Genomic DNA, 1,200 nt, shown 5'->3' with positions numbered 1-1,200 from the left:
GGGTCTGATGCAGTTTTGGGTGACAGGTTCAGTCACGCGGCCTGGAGAGCCGGTGTGGTCATGACTATCTCGAATTCGACGGGGGTCAGCCGGCCGAGTGACGCTTGTCTGCGGCGTCGGTGGTAGGTCCTTTCGATCCAGGTCACGATCGCGATCCGCAGTTCCTCGCGGGTGGCCCAGGAGCGGCGGTCGAGGACGTTCTTCTGCAGCAGGCTGAAGAAGGACTCCATGGCCGCGTTGTCGCCGGCCGCCCCGACTCTTCCTATCGAGCCGGCTATCCGGTGACGGCCGAGTGCCCGGACGAATTTTCCTGCTCGAAATTGCGATCCGCGGTCGCTGTGCAGAATGCACCCGGCAACGTCCTGACGCCGGGCCACGGCGTTGTCCAGGGCTGCGACGGCCAGCCGGGACGTCATCCGCGAGTCGATGGAGTAGCCCACGATCCTGTTACTGAAGACGTCCTTGACCGCGCAGAGGTATAGCTTTCCTTCTCCTGTTTGGTGCTCGGTGATGTCGGTGAGCCACAGCCGGTTCGGGCTACTTGCAGTGAAGGCGCGGTTCACCAGGTCGTCGTGGACCGGCCGGCCGGCCCTCTTGGTGCGGCCGCGTTTCTTGCCGAACACGCGCCACCAGCGGTTGTCCCGGCAGATCCGCCACGCGGTCCGGTCCGCCATGCCGGCCCCGGCCACGCGGGCTTCGTCGGCCAGGAAGCGATAGCCGGACTCCGGATCGTCCCGGTGGGCGTCGAACAGAGCGTTCGCGCGATACGCCGCCTCGACAGTGGCATGGGCCACCGGCTGGTCGAGCCAACGGTAGTAGGGCTGTCTGGCGAGCTTCAGTACCCGGCACGTCACCGTGACGGGCACCCCGTCCCCGGCCAGCTCTTTCACGAGCGGGTAGATCCTTTTCCCGGAAGGTTCGCCTGGGACAGATAGGCCGCGGCCCTCCGCAGGACCTCGTTCTCCTGCTCCAGCAGCTTGATCCTCCGGCGTGCCTCCCGGAGCTCCGCGCTCTCCTGGCTGGTCACTCCAACCTTCGCCCCGTCGTCGATGTCAGCCCGGCGCATCCATTTCCACAGCGTCATCGCATGGACCCCGAAACCGGCGGCCACCTGCTCGACCGTCACACCCGGGTCGCGGTTCCTCGCGACCCGTACAACGTCCTGGCGGAACTCTTCCGGATAAGGCTTGGGCACAACGA

At 66.1% G+C, this 1,200-nt stretch carries 1 protein-coding gene; it reads right to left on the bottom strand.

What is annotated here, in order from left to right:
- Positions 1-32 precede the first annotated feature (32 nt).
- Positions 33-1,195, bottom strand: a protein-coding gene (locus ACIOEW_RS41270) for an IS3 family transposase (protein WP_401970768.1) whose coding sequence is annotated in 2 segments (ribosomal slippage) — positions 33-908 and positions 911-1,195 — 1,161 coding nt in all. Because the reading frame shifts where the segments join, the coding sequence is not laid out codon by codon here.
- Positions 1,196-1,200: the final 5 nt, after the last annotated feature.

The sequence above is a fragment of the Streptomyces sp. NPDC087901 genome, assembly GCF_044742205.1.
Classification (GTDB): Bacteria; Actinomycetota; Actinomycetes; order Streptomycetales; family Streptomycetaceae; genus Streptomyces.
The sequence above is the reverse complement of the archived record's forward strand: the minus strand, read 5'-3'. Positions and strand labels throughout refer to the sequence as shown.